At 61.7% G+C, this 13,749-nt stretch carries 12 protein-coding genes and 4 tRNA genes; all 16 read left to right on the forward strand.

The genetic code is table 11. The features are described from left to right. Nucleotides 1-23: 23 nt before the first annotated feature. Complete coding sequence (locus NYR97_RS13940; protein WP_006450614.1) at nt 24-983, forward strand: ribose-phosphate diphosphokinase; 960 nt, start codon at nt 24-26, stop codon at nt 981-983. Between the two features lie 112 nt (nt 984-1,095). Continuing rightward, nucleotides 1,096-1,731 carry a 50S ribosomal protein L25/general stress protein Ctc gene (locus NYR97_RS13945; protein WP_104614987.1) on the forward strand — a complete coding sequence of 212 codons (636 nt, stop codon included), beginning with the start codon at nt 1,096-1,098 and terminating at the stop codon, nt 1,729-1,731. Nucleotides 1,732-1,782: 51 nt separating this feature from the next. Further along, nucleotides 1,783-2,361 (forward strand): aminoacyl-tRNA hydrolase, encoded by a 579-nt coding sequence (gene pth, locus NYR97_RS13950; protein ID WP_316693963.1) that lies wholly within the window; start codon nt 1,783-1,785, stop codon nt 2,359-2,361. A 77-nt stretch (nt 2,362-2,438) separates the two neighbouring features. Further along, nucleotides 2,439-3,530 (forward strand): redox-regulated ATPase YchF, encoded by a 1,092-nt coding sequence (gene ychF, locus NYR97_RS13955; protein WP_316693965.1) that lies wholly within the window; start codon nt 2,439-2,441, stop codon nt 3,528-3,530. Nucleotides 3,531-3,683: 153 nt separating this feature from the next. Further along, nucleotides 3,684-3,769, forward strand: a tRNA-Tyr gene (locus NYR97_RS13960). Nucleotides 3,770-3,797: 28 nt separating this feature from the next. Then, nucleotides 3,798-3,871 (forward strand) — tRNA-Gly (locus tag NYR97_RS13965). A gap of 33 nt (nt 3,872-3,904) precedes the next feature. Then, nucleotides 3,905-3,980 (forward strand) — tRNA-Thr (locus NYR97_RS13970). 46 nt (nt 3,981-4,026) lie between these two features. Next, a complete protein-coding gene (tuf, locus tag NYR97_RS13975) occupies nt 4,027-5,217 on the forward strand; it encodes an elongation factor Tu (RefSeq protein WP_316693967.1) in 1,191 nt (396 codons plus the stop codon). Nucleotides 5,218-5,323: 106 nt separating this feature from the next. Beyond that, a tRNA-Trp gene (locus tag NYR97_RS13980) sits at nt 5,324-5,399 on the forward strand. 49 nt (nt 5,400-5,448) lie between these two features. After that, on the forward strand, nt 5,449-5,859 hold the full coding sequence (secE, locus tag NYR97_RS13985; RefSeq protein ID WP_006450619.1) for a preprotein translocase subunit SecE: 411 nt from the start codon (nt 5,449-5,451) through the stop codon (nt 5,857-5,859). A 13-nt stretch (nt 5,860-5,872) separates the two neighbouring features. Next, on the forward strand, nt 5,873-6,430 hold the full coding sequence (nusG, locus tag NYR97_RS13990) for a transcription termination/antitermination protein NusG (RefSeq protein WP_043908886.1): 558 nt from the start codon (nt 5,873-5,875) through the stop codon (nt 6,428-6,430). A 198-nt stretch (nt 6,431-6,628) separates the two neighbouring features. Beyond that, nucleotides 6,629-7,057, forward strand: a complete 429-nt coding sequence (rplK, locus tag NYR97_RS13995; protein ID WP_176339532.1) for a 50S ribosomal protein L11 — start codon at nt 6,629-6,631, stop codon at nt 7,055-7,057. Between the two features lie 3 nt (nt 7,058-7,060). Further along, on the forward strand, nt 7,061-7,759 hold the full coding sequence (gene rplA, locus NYR97_RS14000; RefSeq protein ID WP_006450622.1) for a 50S ribosomal protein L1: 699 nt from the start codon (nt 7,061-7,063) through the stop codon (nt 7,757-7,759). Between the two features lie 549 nt (nt 7,760-8,308). Continuing rightward, nucleotides 8,309-8,842: a 50S ribosomal protein L10 gene (rplJ, locus tag NYR97_RS14005; RefSeq protein ID WP_104582264.1), complete on the forward strand. Its 534-nt coding sequence runs from the start codon at nt 8,309-8,311 to the stop codon at nt 8,840-8,842. A gap of 54 nt (nt 8,843-8,896) precedes the next feature. Continuing rightward, nucleotides 8,897-9,262 (forward strand): 50S ribosomal protein L7/L12, encoded by a 366-nt coding sequence (rplL, locus tag NYR97_RS14010; RefSeq protein ID WP_115039900.1) that lies wholly within the window; start codon nt 8,897-8,899, stop codon nt 9,260-9,262. A gap of 300 nt (nt 9,263-9,562) precedes the next feature. After that, a complete protein-coding gene (rpoB, locus tag NYR97_RS14015) occupies nt 9,563-13,714 on the forward strand; it encodes a DNA-directed RNA polymerase subunit beta (RefSeq protein ID WP_205392287.1) in 4,152 nt (1,383 codons plus the stop codon). Nucleotides 13,715-13,749: the final 35 nt, after the last annotated feature.

Raw genomic sequence — 13,749 nt, forward strand, 5'->3', positions numbered from 1 at the left:
TTCGCCGCCGCCCGAGAGATCTCATGCAAGACCAACGTAATCTGCTGGTGTTCTCCGGCAATGCCAACAAGCCGCTTGCCAAGAGCATCTGCAAGGAGCTTGGTGTTCGCATGGGCAAGGCGCTGGTCACGCGCTTTTCCGATGGTGAGGTGCAGGTCGAAATCGAAGAGAGTGTGCGCCGGCAGGAAGTGTTCGTCATCCAGCCGACCTGCGCGCCAAGCGCCGAAAACCTGATGGAACTGCTGGTGCTGATCGACGCGCTCAAGCGCGCCAGCGCCGCGTCGGTGACCGCAGTCATCCCGTATTTCGGCTACTCGCGCCAGGACCGCCGCATGCGCTCCTCGCGCGTGCCGATCACCGCCAAGGTCGCCGCCAAGATGATCTGCGCAATGGAGGCCGACCGCGTGCTGACGGTCGATCTGCACGCCGACCAGATCCAGGGCTTCTTCGACGTGCCGGTCGACAACGTCTACGCCTCGCCGCTGCTGCTGGCCGACATCTGGCGCGCCTACGGCACCGACAACCTGATCGTGGTGTCGCCGGACGTGGGCGGTGTGGTGCGTGCGCGCGCCGTCGCCAAGCGCCTGGACGATGCGGATCTGGCCATCATCGACAAGCGCCGTCCGCGCGCCAATGTGGCCACGGTGATGAACATCATCGGCGACGTGCAGGGCAAGACCTGCGTGCTGGTCGACGACCTGGTCGATACCGCCGGTACCCTGTGCGCAGCCGCCGCAGCGCTGAAGCAGCGCGGCGCGCTCAAGGTGGTGGCCTATATCACCCACCCTGTGCTGTCCGGCCCGGCGGTGGACAACATCAACAATTCGCAGCTCGACGAGCTGGTGGTCACCGACACGATTCCGTTGAACGAAGCGGCGCGCACCTGCGCCAAGATTCGTCAGCTGAGCGTGGCCGAGCTGCTGGCCGAGACCATTCGCCGCATCGCCTTCGGCGAATCGGTGAGTTCGCTCTACGTCGACTGATCCTCATCATTCGGTGCCCGGTGCTCCGGGTGCCTGCACGACGTCTCACCTGGTCGCGGGTGAGACGCTTCATCGCCGCGAGGCGATATTCCAAACCAGGTAGTGAAATCCAATGGCAAAGACACATGAAATCAAGGTCGAGCGCCGCGCGAACGAGGGGAAGGGTGCGAGCCGCCGCCTACGTCACGCTGGCGTCATCCCGGCCATCGTCTACGGTGGCGAACTCGAGCCGGTCAGCATCCAGCTCAACCACGAGCAGATCTGGCTTGCCCAGCAGAACGAGTGGTTCTACTCGTCGATCCTCGACCTGAACCTCAATGGCGACGTGCAGCAGGTGCTGCTGCGTGACATGCAGCGCCATCCGTTCAAGCAGCTGATCATCCACATCGACTTCCAGCGCGTCAGCGCCAACGAGAAGCTCAGCGCCGCTGTGCCGCTGCACTTCGTCAACGAAGCAACCTCGCCGGCCGGTAAGTCCAGCGAAGTGGTCGTGACCCACGAACTGAACGAAGTTCAGGTCGTCTGCCTGCCGAAGGATCTGCCGGAGTTCATCGAAGTGGACCTCGGCGCCCTGGAAGTGGGCAACGTGATCCATCTGTCCGAGATCAAGCTGCCGGCCGGCGTGGAAATTCCGGAGCTGAAGCTGGGCAAGGAACACGACGTAGCCGTGGTCGCTGCCAAGCACGTGCGTGTCGAGGAAGAAGACGCTGCCGGTGAAGAAGGCAGCGAAGGCGCCGAGACCAAGTAATCCGTTGGCCGATCCCTCGCACTGCGCGGGGGACCGGCTGCGGTCACTGGCATGTCTGCACTCCGCCTGCTTGTCGGACTCGGGAATCCCGGTCCGGAACACGCGCAAACCCGGCACAACGCCGGGTTTCGTTTCGTCGATGCCCTCGTCGAGCGCCATGGCGCGCGCTGGGGGCTGGATGCCAAGTTGTTCGGCGAGACCGCCAAGGTCGAGATCGCCGGGCATCCGGTCTGGCTGCTCAAGCCGGCCACTTTCATGAATCTCAGCGGTAAATCGATCACCGCCGCGTTGCGGTTCTGGAAGGTCGAGCCTGCACAGCTGCTCGTTGCACACGACGAACTGGATCTGGCGCCGGGCACTGCGCGGCTCAAGTTCGGTGGTGGCCACGGCGGCCAGAATGGTCTGCGCGATACCATCCGCCTGCTGGGGCACGGCAAATTTCACCGCTTGCGTGTCGGCATTGGTCATCCCGGTCACAAGGATCGCGTGGTGCCATGGGTGCTGGGACGGGCAGGGCGCGACGACGATGCGGCAATCGGCACTGCAGTGGATGCCGCCATCGATGTGCTGCCGCTGGCAATGGAAGGTAATTTCAACGAGGCGATGAAGCGCCTGCATACGGAAAAATAGAGAATGGGGAATCGGGAATGGGAGGAGCGCTGCTCTTGCCATTCTCGATTCCCGATTCTCCATTCACTGGAAAACCCATGGGTATCAAATGCGGCATCGTCGGCCTGCCCAACGTCGGCAAGTCGACCCTGTTCAATGCGCTGACCAAGGCCGGCATCGCTGCGGCCAATTTCCCGTTCTGCACCATCGAGCCGAACGTCGGCATCGTGCCGGTGCCGGATCTGCGGCTGAACCAGCTGGCTGAGATCGTCAAGCCGCAAAAGCTGGTCCCGACTGCGGTCGAGTTCGTCGATATCGCCGGCCTGGTGGCGGGTGCGGCAAGCGGCGAGGGACTGGGCAACAAGTTCCTGGCGCATATCCGCGAAGTCGATGCGATCACCCACGTGGTGCGTTGCTTCGAGAACGACGACGTCATCCACGTGAACAACAAGGTCGATCCGATCGCCGATATCGAAACCATCGATACCGAGCTGGCATTGGCCGATCTGGATAGCGTGGAAAAGGCGCTCAACCGTGCCGAGCGCAGTGCCAAGGGTGGCGACAAGGATGCAGCGGCACGCAAGCCGGTGCTGGCCAAGTTGCAGGCCGCGTTGGCCGATGGCAAGGCCGGGCGCGCCGCCGGGCTGGACGAGGAAGAAAAGGCGCTGGTGCGCGATCTGTTCCTGCTCACGCTCAAGCCGGTGATGTACATCGCCAACGTGCTCGAAGACGGTTTCGAAAACAACCCGCACCTGGATGCGGTGCGTGCGCATGCAGCGACCGAAGGTGCCGAAGTGGTGCCGGTCTCGGCGGCGATCGAGGAAGAACTGTCGCAGCTCGACGACGAAGATCGCGACACCTTCCTGGCCGACCTGGGCCTGGCCGAGCCTGGCTTGAATCGCGTCATTCGCGCGGCCTACAAGCTGCTTGGCCTGCAGACCTACTTCACCGCAGGCGTCAAGGAAGTGCGCGCGTGGACGGTCAAGGCCGGCTCCACTGCGCCGCAGGCGGCAGCGGTGATCCATACCGATTTCGAGAAGGGCTTCATCCGCGCCGAGACGATCGGTTTCGACGATTTCATCAAGTACCGTGGCGAAACCGGCGCGCGTGATGCCGGTCGTCTGCGGCTGGAAGGCAAGGAATATCGCGTCAAGGAAGGTGATGTGCTGCACTTCCGCTTCAACGTCTGAACGGGTGCGCGCGGCCCGCATGGCTGCGCACATTCAGGCGTGACAAATAGCGCGAAATTTTTGTTGACACTGCTTGTCTCTCACAACAAAATAGCGGGCTGCTTCACCCCGAACCGAATCGCTTCATCGCGCCCCGGTCCGGTAGTAAAAGCTGGAGGGATACCCAAGCGGCCAACGGGGGCAGACTGTAAATCTGCTGGCTTACGCCTTCGGTGGTTCGAATCCACCTCCCTCCACCAGTTCATGTTGTGTCTTGCAGTTCCCGGCGCGGGAGTAGTTCAACGGTAGAACCTCAGCCTTCCAAGCTGATGGTGCGGGTTCGATTCCCGTCTCCCGCTCCATTGAACGTAAATGCATGGCATAATGCAAAACTCGCTCACGTAGCTCAGTCGGTAGAGCACCTCCTTGGTAAGGAGGAGGTCGAAGGTTCGATTCCTTTCGTGAGCACCATTACTCAATCGTCTTCAACTTCAAACGATTACCGAGACACGCACCCATGGCAAAAGCTAAATTTCTTCGCGAAAAGCTGCACGTTAACGTCGGCACCATCGGTCACGTCGACCATGGCAAGACCACGTTGACCGCTGCGCTGACCAAGATCGGTGCCGAGCGTTTCGGTGGCGAGTTCAAGGCGTACGACGCGATCGACGCAGCGCCGGAAGAGAAGGCGCGTGGTATCACGATCTCGACCGCGCACGTCGAGTACGAATCCGCAAACCGTCACTACGCGCACGTCGATTGCCCCGGCCACGCCGACTACGTCAAGAACATGATCACCGGTGCAGCGCAGATGGACGGCGCGATCCTGGTGTGTTCGGCTGCCGATGGCCCGATGCCGCAGACCCGTGAGCACATCCTGCTCTCGCGTCAGGTCGGTGTGCCGCACATCGTCGTGTTCCTGAACAAGGCCGACATGGTCGACGACGCCGAGCTGCTTGAGCTGGTCGAAATGGAAGTGCGTGAGCTCCTGAGCAAGTACGACTTCCCGGGCGACGACACTCCGATCATTCACGGTTCGGCCCGTCTGGCGCTTGATGGCGATCAGAGCGACATCGGTGTGCCGGCGATCCTGAAGCTGGTCGAGGCTCTGGATACCTTCATTCCGGATCCGACCCGCGACGTCGACCGTCCGTTCCTGATGCCGGTCGAAGACGTGTTCTCGATCTCGGGTCGTGGCACCGTGGTGACCGGTCGTATCGAGCGCGGCATCATCAAGGTCGGCGACGAAATCGAAATCGTCGGTATCCGCGACACGCAGAAGACCACGGTCACGGGCGTGGAAATGTTCCGCAAGCTGCTGGACCAGGGTCAGGCAGGCGACAACGCCGGTCTGCTGCTGCGCGGCACCAAGCGTGACGACGTCGAGCGCGGCCAGGTGCTGTGCAAGCCGGGTTCGATCAAGCCGCACACCGAGTTCGAAGCCGAGGTCTACGTGCTGTCCAAGGATGAGGGTGGCCGTCATACCCCGTTCTTCAAGGGCTACCGTCCGCAGTTCTACTTCCGCACCACCGACATCACTGGCGCCTGCCAGTTGCCGGAAGGCGTGGAGATGGTGATGCCGGGCGACAACGTGAAGATGGTCGTGACCCTGATCAACCCGGTCGCGATGGACGAAGGTCTGCGCTTCGCGATTCGTGAGGGTGGCCGTACCGTCGGCGCCGGCGTGGTTGCCAAGATCATCAAGTAAGTGCCTGCATCCAGCCGCCTCGCGGTGGCTGGATTCAAACGAATGGCGGGCCGGCTGAACCTCGGTCCGCCTTCGTTGTCTTAGGGTTTGCGGTAAACGAGTACATACGCCAGTAGCTCAATTGGCAGAGCAGCGGTCTCCAAAACCGCAGGTTGGGGGTTCGAGTCCCTCCTGGCGTGCCACTCCTCTTTCCGGCCCAGTAATTCGGGTCAGATCGGTAACTAGAGCCGGATGAATAGCAAAATCGAGCCTTCCAAAAGCGCGTCTGCTGCCAGCGCTGATATCGTGAAATACGTCCTCTCCGCGCTCCTGGTGATTGCGGGGTTGTTTGTGTGGTTCTGGTTTTCTGCGCCTGAACGGGCAACCCAGTTTGGAGCCTGGACGCCGCAATTGCGCGCGCTGGCTGTGATCGTTGGGTTGGCGGCGGGTGCGTTTGTGTTTCTGGGGACCGGCAAAGGCCGCGAAACCCGTGAATTCATGTCCGAATCCAGGTTCGAGTTGCGCAAGGTGGTCTGGCCGACGCGCCAGGAAGCCATTCGTACCACCTGGGTCGTGATTGTTGTTGTGATCATTCTGAGTTTGCTGTTGGGCGGCTTCGATTTCGTCATCCAGAAGCTCACGCAGTGGTTCCTGGCTCGTTGAGGAGAATCAAGCAGTGAAGCGTTGGTATGTCGTTCACGCCTATTCAGGCTTTGAAAAATCTGTTGCGCAGGCCTTGCGCGACCGCATCGTACGCGCCGAAATGGAAGAGCGTTTCGGTGACGTCCTGGTGCCGACCGAAGAAGTCATCGAGATGCGCGCCGGCCAGAAGCGTCGGTCCGAGCGCAAGTTCTTCCCCGGCTATGTGCTGGTGCAGATCGAGACGCACGAAGAAGCCGGTATCCCGCGTATCGACAATGAAAGCTGGCACCTGGTGAAGGAAACTTCCAAGGTGATGGGTTTCATTGGTGGCACGGCCGATCGCCCGTTGCCGATTCGTGACGAAGAGGCGGATGCAATCCTGCAGCGTGTGCAGGATGGTGTCGAGAAGCCGCGTCCGAAGGTGTTGTTCGAGCCGGGTCAGATGGTGCGCGTCACCGATGGTCCGTTCAACGACTTCAATGGCGTTGTTGAAGAAGTCAATTACGAGAAGAGCCGGTTGCGGGTTGCCGTACTCATCTTTGGTCGCTCCACGCCGGTCGAGCTCGAGTTCGGTCAGGTCGAGAAGGGCTGACCCAGTCGGGTGCTGCCTAGGCACCCGCAACAATTGCTGCTATAGTGAGCGGCTCGCTCACCTGGCGAACCGCCGGGAAACAATGGCTGCCGTATGGCAGCCATCTGCGTGTTACCAGAAACGTGAAGCCGGGACACGTGATTTCCCGGTCCGATGGGGAGCCTGTCGTCAAGGCGCTAGCACCCGGAGAGTATCGAAATGGGTAAGAAAGTCGTTGGTTATGTAAAGCTGCAGGTCAAGGCCGGTCAGGCCAACCCTGCGCCGCCGGTCGGCCCTGCACTGGGTCAGCGCGGTCTGAACATCATGGAGTTCTGCAAGGCATTCAATGCAGCGACGTCCAAGCTGGAGCCGGGTTTGCCGACGCCGGTGATCATCACTGCGTATTCCGACCGTACCTTCACCTTCGTCACCAAGAGCACCCCGGCCAGCGTGCTGCTCAAGAAGGCCGCAGGTGTGACCTCCGGCTCCAAGCGTCCCAACACCGACAAGGTGGGCAAGGTGACGCGCAAGCAGCTGGAAGAGATCGCCAAGACCAAGGAAGCCGATCTGACTGCGGCCGAGCTGGAAGCAGCGGTGCGTACGATTGCGGGTTCTGCCCGCAGCATGGGTTTGACGGTGGAGGGCTAAGACATGGCACAGAGCAAGCGCGTTAAGGCCATTGCGGCCGCTGTCGTTCCGGGCAAGACCTATGCCTTCGATGACGCAATCAAGATCCTGAAGACCGTGACCAAGGCCAAGTTCGTCGAGTCGATCGACGTTGCTGTGCGCCTGGGCGTGGACGCCAAGAAATCCGACCAGCAGGTGCGCGGTTCCACCGTGCTGCCCGCCGGTACCGGCAAGAGCGTGCGCGTTGCAGTGTTCGCACCGGCCGGCGCCAAGGCTGACGAAGCCCTGGCTGCAGGCGCGGAGGCAGTGGGCATGGACGACCTGGCCGAGAAGATGCAGGCCGGCGATCTGAGCTACGACGTGGTCATCGCCACCCCGGACGCAATGCGTGTCGTCGGTAAGCTCGGCACGTTGTTGGGCCCGCGCGGCCTGATGCCGAACCCCAAGGTCGGCACCGTGTCTGCCAACCCGGGTGAAGCGGTCAAGAACGCCAAGTCGGGTCAGGTGCGCTACCGCACCGACAAGGCCGGCATCATCCACTGCACCATCGGCAAGGCCAGCTTCGATGACGAAGCGCTGAAGTCGAACCTGCAGGCGCTGCTGCTGGACCTGATCAAGGCCAAGCCGGCCACCTCCAAGGGAACCTACCTGCAGAAGGTGTCGGTCAGCTCGACGATGGGTCCTGGCGTCACGGTCGACCAGTCCAGCCTTGCGTTGAAGTAAGTCGAAGGGGCAGGCCTGTCATGGGCCTGACCCATCGATGGAGTACAGCATTGTTTTTCCGGCCCGGGTCACCGTGTGCTGGGAGTCCGTTCCCTCCTTTGGGGTAACGGACATTTTGAAGGCGATCGCCGGCATGTCCGGCGGTAGCCGTCAAAGACCGCAGGCGCGGTCAGCGCAGATCGACGACGGGCAGGGATGCTCACATTGGCAAGGAGTCGCCGTCGATGCAGCGGGGTCGCTTAATCAGGTTCGTATGAGCCGGCCGGCGTAGATGGTGTCGCCCTTCTGGAGCTTTCTGGTTTACGCGCGTCTGGGACATCCCGGATCGAGCCCACTCCAGGTCTAGAAAGGCCACCAAAGGAACATCGGTCGATGTTCCCGGCTTCCAGGATGGAGGCTGCCCTGGACCGCAACCGGCAGGAGCCGCGAGCGGAGTAGTTTGAAGCGGGGATTGGAGATTCAGCATTGGGGATTGGCAGAAGCGGCTTCATCGGCTCTGACGAATCCCGAATCGCTAATCCCGAATCCCGGCTTTAACGGAGGAGTGCAATGGCTCTCAATCTGTCTCAGAAGCAAGAAGTAGTCGCCGAGCTGGCAGACATCGCCGCCAAGGCCCACTCCTTGATCGCCGCCGAATACGCTGGCATCACGGTCTCCCAGATGACCGCGATGCGCAAGCAGGCCCGCGAAACCGGCGTGTTCTTGAAAGTTGTCAAGAACACCCTGGCTGCGCGCGCCGTTGAAGGTACCGAGTTCGCTGTCGTCGCTGACAAGCTGGTCGGTCCTTTGCTGTATGCGTTTTCGATGGAGGAGCCCGGCGCTGCCGGTCGCCTGATCAAGGAATTCGCCAAGGGCAACGACAAGTTGCAGGCCAAGGTCGTGTCCATCGGCGGGGAACTGTTCCCGGCTGGTCACGTCGACGTGTTGGCATCGCTGCCGACCCGCGACCAGGCCCTGGCCATGCTGGCCCGCGTGCTGTCCGAACCGGCTGCCATGTTCGCCCGTGCCGTCAAGGCCGTGGGCGACAAGCAGGGTGGTGGCGACGAAGCCGCCGCGCCGGTCGCCGAGACTGCCGAAGCTTGATGTCCTAGCGTTCGCTAGAACCCCAATCCAGAAAATCATTTAAAGGTAATCACAATGTCCCTTACCAACGAACAGATCGTCGAAGCCATCGCCGAGAAGTCCCTGATGGAAGTGATGGAGCTGGTCAAGGCCATCGAAGAGAAGTTCGGCGTCTCCGCCGCCGCTCCGGTCGCTGCTGCTGCAGCTGGCCCGGCTGCCGTGGTTGAAGAGCAGACCGAGTTCAACGTGGTGCTGGTCAGCGCCGGTGGCAACAAGGTTGCTGCCATTAAGGCTGTCCGCGCCGTGACCGGCCTGGGCCTGAAGGAAGCCAAGGATCTGACCGAAGCCGGTGGCATCCTGAAGGAAGGCGCAACCAAGGAAGAAGCCGAGAAGATCAAGAAGGAACTGACCGAAGCCGGCGCGACCGTCGAAGTCAAGTAAGCAGCATCTTGCATCGCCAGCGTTTCAGGGTGATGCACTGAAGGCTGGGAGCGTAAAGCTCCCGGCCTTTGGCCGTTTCGGGCGGGAATCGAGAATCGGATTGGGGAATCGCAAATGCAACATCGCGTGCTCATCCGATTCCCATTTCTCCATTCCCGACTCCCGGCCTCACCGAGTTGGTAGTTGGAAGTAGCAAGAGAAGGCGTGCTGGTGCCGGCAATACCAGCGACTTCCAACTGACAATTTTGTTATTTCAGGGCCGCGGCGACGCTGCCCCCGCAACCTAGGGTGGAAGACCTCATGACGTCTTATTCGTTCACCGAAAAAAAGCGTATCCGCAAGGATTTCGGTAAGCAGCGCTCGATTCTCGAAGTGCCGTTCCTGCTTGCGATCCAGGTGGACTCCTACCGCGAATTCCTGCAGGAAGACGTGGAGCAGAACAAGCGTAAGGACCTCGGTCTGCACGCAGCGCTGAAGTCGGTGTTCCCGATTTCCAGCTACAGCGGCAACGCCGCGTTGGAATACGTCGGTTACAAGCTGGGTCAGCCGGTGTTCGACGAGCGTGAATGCCGTCAGCGTGGCATGAGCTATGGCGCGCCGCTGCGCGTGACCGTGCGCCTGGTGATCTACGACCGCGAGTCGTCGACCAAGGCCATCAAGTACGTGAAGGAGCAGGAGGTCTATCTGGGCGAAATCCCGCTGATGACCGACAACGGTACCTTCATCGTCAACGGCACCGAGCGCGTGATCGTCTCGCAGCTGCACCGTTCGCCGGGTGTGTTCTTCGACCACGACCGTGGCAAGACCCACAGCTCGGGCAAGCTGCTGTACAGCGCCCGCATCATTCCGTACCGCGGCTCGTGGCTGGACTTCGAGTTCGACCCGAAGGATGCGCTGTTCACCCGTATCGACCGTCGTCGCAAGCTGCCGGTGTCGATCCTGCTGCGTGCGCTTGGCTACAACAACGAAGAGATGTTGGCCGAGTTCTTCGAGATCAACACCTTCCACATCAATCCGGACGAAGGCGTGCAGCTGGAGCTGGTGCCGGAGCGTCTGCGTGGCGAAACGCTGAACTTCGACCTGGCCGATGGCGACAAGGTCATCGTGGAAGCTGGCAAGCGCATTACCGCGCGTCACGTCAAGCAGCTCGAAGCCGCCGGCGTCGCCGCGCTGGCCGTGCCGGACGATTACCTGGTCACGCGCATCCTGTCGCACGACGTGGTCGATAGCTCGACCGGCGAATTGCTGGCCAATGCCAACGATGAAATCACCGAAGACCAGCTGGCTGCGTTCCGCAAGGCCGGTGTTGATGCGGTCGGCACCCTGTGGGTGAACGATCTGGACCGTGGCCCGTACCTGTCCAACACCCTGCGCATCGATCCGACCAAGACCCAGCTGGAAGCGCTGGTCGAGATCTACCGCATGATGCGTCCGGGCGAACCGCCGACCAAGGAAGCTGCGCAGAACCTGTTCCACAATCTGTTCTTCACCTTCGAGCGCTACGACCTGTCCACGGTCGGCCGGATGAAGTTCAACCGTCGCGTCGGCCGCAAGGACGTGCTGGGCGAGTCGGTGCTGTACGACAAGAAATACTTTGCCGAGCGCAACGACGAAGAGTCCAAGCGTCTGGTCGCCGAGCACACCGACACCTCCGACATTCTGGAAGTGCTCAAGGTGCTCACCGAAATCCGCAACGGTCGCGGCGTGGTCGATGACATCGATCACCTGGGCAACCGTCGCGTGCGTTCGGTCGGCGAAATGGCCGAGAACGTGTTCCGGGTGGGCCTGGTCCGCGTCGAGCGCGCGGTCAAGGAGCGGTTGTCGATGGCCGAATCCGAAGGCCTGACCCCGCAGGAGCTGATCAACGCCAAGCCGGTGGCTGCCGCGATCAAGGAATTCTTCGGCTCCTCGCAGCTGTCGCAGTTCATGGATCAGAACAACCCGCTGTCGGAAGTGACGCACAAGCGTCGCGTCTCCGCACTGGGCCCGGGCGGTCTGACCCGCGAGCGCGCCGGCTTCGAAGTGCGCGACGTGCATCCGACCCATTACGGCCGCGTCTGCACCATCGAAACGCCGGAAGGTCCGAATATCGGCCTGATCAACTCGCTGGCCGTGTTCGCCCGCACCAACCAGTACGGCTTCCTCGAGACGCCGTACCGCAAGGTGCTGGACGGCAAGGTCTCCGACGACGTCGAGTATCTGTCGGCGATCGAAGAAAACGAGTACGTGATCGCCCAGGCGAACGCGCTGACCGATGCCAAGAACATGCTCACCGAGCAGTTCGTGCCGTGCCGGTTCCAGGGCGAGTCGCTGCTGAAGCCGCCGGCCGAAGTGCACTTCATGGACGTCTCGCCGATGCAGACCGTGTCGGTCGCCGCGGCGCTGGTGCCGTTCCTGGAGCACGACGACGCCAACCGCGCATTGATGGGCGCCAACATGCAGCGCCAGGCCGTGCCGACGCTGCGTTCGCAAAAGCCGCTGGTCGGTACCGGCATCGAGCGTGCGGTTGCGCGCGACTCGGGCGTGACGGTGAATGCCCTGCGTGGTGGCGTAATCGAGCAGATCGACGCGGCCCGCATCGTGGTCAAGGTCAACGAGGCAGAAATCGGCGGCGGCACCGATGCCGGCGTGGATATCTACAACCTGATCAAGTACACCCGCTCCAACCAGAACACCTGCATCAACCAGCGTCCGCTGGTGAACGTGGGTGACGTGATCGCGCGCGGCGACGTGCTGGCCGATGGCCCGTCCACCGACATCGGTGAGCTGGCGCTGGGCCAGAACATGCTGATCGCGTTCATGCCGTGGAACGGCTACAACTTCGAAGACTCCATCCTGCTCTCCGAGCGCGTGGTGGAAGAGGATCGTTACACCACGATCCACATCGAGGAACTGACCTGCGTGGCGCGCGACACCAAGCTGGGGCCGGAGGAAATTTCCGCCGACATCCCGAACGTGTCCGAGCAGGCCTTGAACCGTCTGGACGAAAGCGGCGTGGTGTACATCGGTGCGGAAGTGCGCGCCGGCGACATCATGGTCGGCAAGGTCACGCCGAAGGGCGAAAGCCAGCTGACTCCGGAAGAAAAGCTGTTGCGTGCGATCTTCGGTGAGAAGGCGTCCGACGTGAAGGACAGCTCGCTGCGCGTGCCTCCGGGCATGGACGGCACCGTCATCGACGTGCAGGTCTTCACCCGCGACGGCATCGAGAAGGACAAGCGTGCGCGTCAGATCGAAGAGTCCGAAATCAAGCGCGTCAAGAAGGACTTCGACGACCAGTTCCGTATCCTGGAGGCGGCCATCTACGCACGTCTGCGCTCGCAGATCGTGGGCAAGGTCGCCAACGGCGGTCCGAACCTGAAGAAGGGCGACAACGTCACCGACGCGTATCTGGACGGGCTGAAGAAGTCCGATTGGTTCCAGCTGCGCATGAAGGACGAAGACGCCGCCGATGCCATCGAACGTGCGCAGAAGCAGATCCAGGCGCACGAGAAGGAATTCGAAGCACGCTTCGCCGACAAGCGCGGCAAGATCACCCAGGGCGACGACCTCGCACCGGGCGTGCTGAAGATGGTCAAGGTGTTCCTGGCAGTGAAGCGCCGCATCCAGCCGGGCGACAAGATGGCAGGCCGCCACGGCAACAAGGGTGTGGTCTCCAACGTCGTGCCGGTCGAGGACATGCCGTACATGGCCACCGGCGAGCCGGTGGACATCGTGCTGAACCCGCTCGGCGTGCCGTCGCGTATGAACATCGGTCAGATTCTGGAAGTGCATCTGGGCTGGGCCGCCAAGGGCCTGGGTCGCAAGATCCAGCGCATGCTGGAGGCACAGGCCGCAGTCAGCGAACTGCGCAAGTTCCTGGACGACATCTACAACCACGACAGCGCGATCAATGCACAGCGCGTGGATCTGTCGCAGTTCAGCGATGAGGAATTGCTCAACCTGGGCAAGAACCTGATCGATGGCGTGCCGATGGCCACTCCGGTGTTCGACGGCGCCAGCGAAGCGGAAATCAAGCGCATGCTGGAACTTGCCGAACTGCCGCAGAGCGGTCAGACCCAGTTGTACGACGGTCGGACCGGCGAAGCGTTCGATCGCAAGACCACGGTCGGCTACATGCACTACCTGAAGTTGAACCACTTGGTCGACGACAAGATGCATGCACGCTCGACCGGTCCGTACTCGCTCGTCACCCAGCAGCCGCTGGGCGGCAAGGCGCAGTTCGGCGGTCAGCGCTTCGGTGAGATGGAAGTCTGGGCGCTGGAAGCCTACGGCGCGGCCTACACCCTGCAGGAAATGCTGACGGTGAAGTCCGACGACGTGCAGGGCCGCAACCAGATGTACAAGAACATCGTCGATGGTGAGCACGAGATGGTCGCGGGCATGCCGGAATCCTTCAACGTGTTGGTGAAGGAAATCCGCTCGCTGGCGATCAACATGGAACTGGAAGAGTGATCGAGCTGGATCCAGGTGCCGCAGCGCGGTGCCTG

It is taken from the genome of Xanthomonas hydrangeae (genome assembly GCF_032697525.1).
Taxonomy (GTDB): domain Bacteria; phylum Pseudomonadota; class Gammaproteobacteria; order Xanthomonadales; family Xanthomonadaceae; genus Xanthomonas; species Xanthomonas hydrangeae.

What these genes read in the sequence shown, in the direction of transcription:
- NYR97_RS13945 (WP_104614987.1), top strand. Translation starts at nt 1,096, where the DNA reads ATGGCAAAGACACATGAAATCAAGGTCGAGCGCCGCGCGAACGAGGGG.
- NYR97_RS13940 (WP_006450614.1), top strand. Translation starts at nt 24, where the DNA reads ATGCAAGACCAACGTAATCTGCTGGTGTTCTCCGGCAATGCCAACAAG.
- pth (WP_316693963.1), top strand. Translation starts at nt 1,783, where the DNA reads ATGTCTGCACTCCGCCTGCTTGTCGGACTCGGGAATCCCGGTCCGGAA.
- rpoB (WP_205392287.1), top strand. Translation starts at nt 9,563, where the DNA reads ATGACGTCTTATTCGTTCACCGAAAAAAAGCGTATCCGCAAGGATTTC.
- rplK (WP_176339532.1), top strand. Translation starts at nt 6,629, where the DNA reads ATGGGTAAGAAAGTCGTTGGTTATGTAAAGCTGCAGGTCAAGGCCGGT.
- tuf (WP_316693967.1), top strand. Translation starts at nt 4,027, where the DNA reads ATGGCAAAAGCTAAATTTCTTCGCGAAAAGCTGCACGTTAACGTCGGC.
- rplJ (WP_104582264.1), top strand. Translation starts at nt 8,309, where the DNA reads ATGGCTCTCAATCTGTCTCAGAAGCAAGAAGTAGTCGCCGAGCTGGCA.
- rplA (WP_006450622.1), top strand. Translation starts at nt 7,061, where the DNA reads ATGGCACAGAGCAAGCGCGTTAAGGCCATTGCGGCCGCTGTCGTTCCG.
- rplL (WP_115039900.1), top strand. Translation starts at nt 8,897, where the DNA reads ATGTCCCTTACCAACGAACAGATCGTCGAAGCCATCGCCGAGAAGTCC.
- ychF (WP_316693965.1), top strand. Translation starts at nt 2,439, where the DNA reads ATGGGTATCAAATGCGGCATCGTCGGCCTGCCCAACGTCGGCAAGTCG.
- secE (WP_006450619.1), top strand. Translation starts at nt 5,449, where the DNA reads ATGAATAGCAAAATCGAGCCTTCCAAAAGCGCGTCTGCTGCCAGCGCT.